The 2,522-nt window shown below is 68.0% G+C and carries 1 protein-coding gene and 1 pseudogene; both read left to right on the forward strand.

All coding sequences use genetic code 11. From position 1 onward, the window contains the following. Positions 1-490 precede the first annotated feature (490 nt). A pseudogene (gene istA, locus AC559T_RS11270) lies at positions 491-2,061 on the forward strand (IS21 family transposase). A 16-nt stretch (positions 2,062-2,077) separates the two neighbouring features. Continuing rightward, the coding region (locus AC559T_RS11275) for an ATP-binding protein (RefSeq protein WP_498868659.1) at positions 2,078-2,522 on the forward strand (445 nt) is incomplete at its 3' end.

Below are 2,522 nucleotides of genomic sequence, written 5' to 3' on the forward strand. Positions count from 1 at the left end.
TCTTCACCGTCGAGACGGTGGCTTCATACTGCTGCTCCTGATGCGGCTTTGTCTGTGTGGGTCAGGCGTGGCGAGTGCAAGATGATCTTTTGGCAAGTGGCTTCGGTGTCCTGGTTCCAGGGGATGAGGATGCGCCGGTTCGGGGCGCGGCGGACGTGGATGCGGCCCTTGTGGCTACGCAGCCGAGAACCGGCACCACTTGTTGGTGAGTTCGGGCACCATTCGATCTTGACGCTGGCGGGAAGTGTCGATGAGTTTGGGCACCACCCGGCTCGCTGCCGGGCCCGAGCTCGTCGCCGCTGGTAGGCCATCTCTGGGTGCCGGGACAGGTTGTGGTCGGGATCGGCGTGGTCCTGTCTGTCCTTCGGATCTGGGGCGGCGGAACCCGGTGGGAGCATCAAGGCACTACTCGCTGTGAGAGGTGCTCGTGGCATCCCAGCCGGAAAAGATCGCGCTATATGCGGCGATTTGGCGTGATTCGCGTGCGGGCATGTCCGGGCGGGTGCTCGAACGGAAGTACCGGGTGAGTCGGCGGACGGTGGCCGCAGCGTTGGCGTCGGCGTGGCCGCAGGAGCGCAAGAAGCTTCCCCGGCGCGCGACGCGTCTGGATCCGTACATACCGGTCATCGATGAGATGTTGCGGGTGGATCTGGACGCGCCCCGCAAGCAGCGGCACACCTCTTCGCGGATCTTCAACCGGCTTGTGGGCGAGCATGAGGCGGTCGGGATCTCGTATCAGATGGTGCGTTCCTATGTGGCGCGGCGGCGGCCGGAGATCTGGGCGCAGGCTGGCCGTGGGCCGCAGAAGGGGTTCGTGCCGCAGTCGCATCAGCCGGGTGAGGAGGCGGAGGTCGATTTCGGGGACGTCACGATCCGACTCGCCGGTGAACAGGTGAAGTGCTGCCTGTTCTCTTTCCGCTTGTCCTACTCGGGGAAGGCGGTCCATCGGATCTTCGCCTCGGGTGGGCAGGAGGCGTTCTTCGAGGGGCATGTGCACGCCTTCGAGGTGCTCGGCGGGTTGCCGACCGGGAAGGTCCGCTACGACAACCTGAAGATCGCGGTTGCGCAGGTGCTGGGGTTCACCCGCGCCCGGGTGGAGACCACCCGATGGACAGCGTTCCGCTCGCACTACGAGCTGGAAGCGTTCTACTGCCAGCCGGGGAAGGACGGCGCCCATGAAAAGGCGGTGTCGAGGGGGATATCGGCTGGTTTCGCCGCAACCATCTCGTCCCGGTACCCGAGGTGGCCAGTCTCGCCGAGATGAACCGGCTGGTCGATGAATGGGATCGGGCGGACGACGCCCGGCGGATCGGCGCCCGACCGCGCACCGTCGGGGAGCATTTCGCCGTCGAACGCCCACTGCTGCGGCCGGTGCCGGACGAAGCGTTCCCGACCGGTCTGCTCCTGACCGTGCGGGTGGACCGTTACAGCCAGATCACGGTACGGACCAACCGCTACTCGGTGCCTGCGAAGCTGATCGGCCGGCAGGTCCGGGTGATGCTGCACGCCTCCGAACTGATCGTCTACGACGGGCGGGATGAGGTCGCCCGCCACGAACGGCTACTGGCCAAGGCACAGAGCCGCCTCGATCTCGACCACTACCTGGAACTGCTCCTCCGCAAGCCGGGTGCACTGCCGGGGGCGACGGTACTGGAACAGGCCCGCGCGGCCGGGAAGTTCACCCCGGTGCACGACGCCTGGTGGGATGCGGCCCGCAGGGCCCACGGCGACCGGGATGGCACCCGGGCGCTGATCGAGGTGCTGCTGATGGGCCGTCACCTGGCCCATGAGCATCTTGTCGCCGGTCTCGCGGCGGCGTTGCACGCCGGCGCGTTGACCGTCGACGCGGTCGCGTTGGAGGCCCGCAAAGCCGCCGAAGCCGACCGGGCTCAGCCCACCGGCCCGCCGGACAAGCTCAGCCCGGGGCCGGCGGCGACGGTGACGTTCCTGACCGAACGCCGCCTGATGCACCTCCCCCCGGATCGCCGGCCGCTGCCGTCAGTGGCGGCCTACGACCAGCTTCTGCGCCACACCCCACCCGGCGCACAGCGCTCGGGATAACTCGAAGGGAGACGCCGTGACCGCGCCCCGCCCCCGCGGCATGACCGAGCAGGCCGCCCAGGCAGCCGTCGACCAGGCATGCCGGATGCTGCGCCTGCCCACGATCCGCCGCCAGTTCACCGACATCGCCGACACTGCGGCCCGCGAACAGATGACCTACCGCGGGTTCCTCGCCGAGCTGCTGCTCGCCGAATGCGACGACCGGGCCCGGCGCCGCTCCGACCGCCGGATCAAAGCCGCGTTCTTTTCCCGACAGAAGTCGCTGCGCGAGTTCGACTTCGACGCCAACCCCCAGGTCGACGCCGCCGTCATCCACACCCTCGCCTCCTGCGAGTGGGTGACCAAAGGTCAGCCGCTCTGCCTAATCGGGGACTCCGGCACCGGCAAGTCCCACCTGCTGATCGCACTCGGCACCGAAGCCGCGATGAAAGGCCACCGGGTCCGTTACACGCTGGCCACTA

The sequence above is a fragment of the Frankia sp. Hr75.2 genome (assembly GCF_949319125.1).
GTDB classification, from domain to species: Bacteria; Actinomycetota; Actinomycetes; order Frankiales; family Frankiaceae; genus Parafrankia; species Parafrankia soli.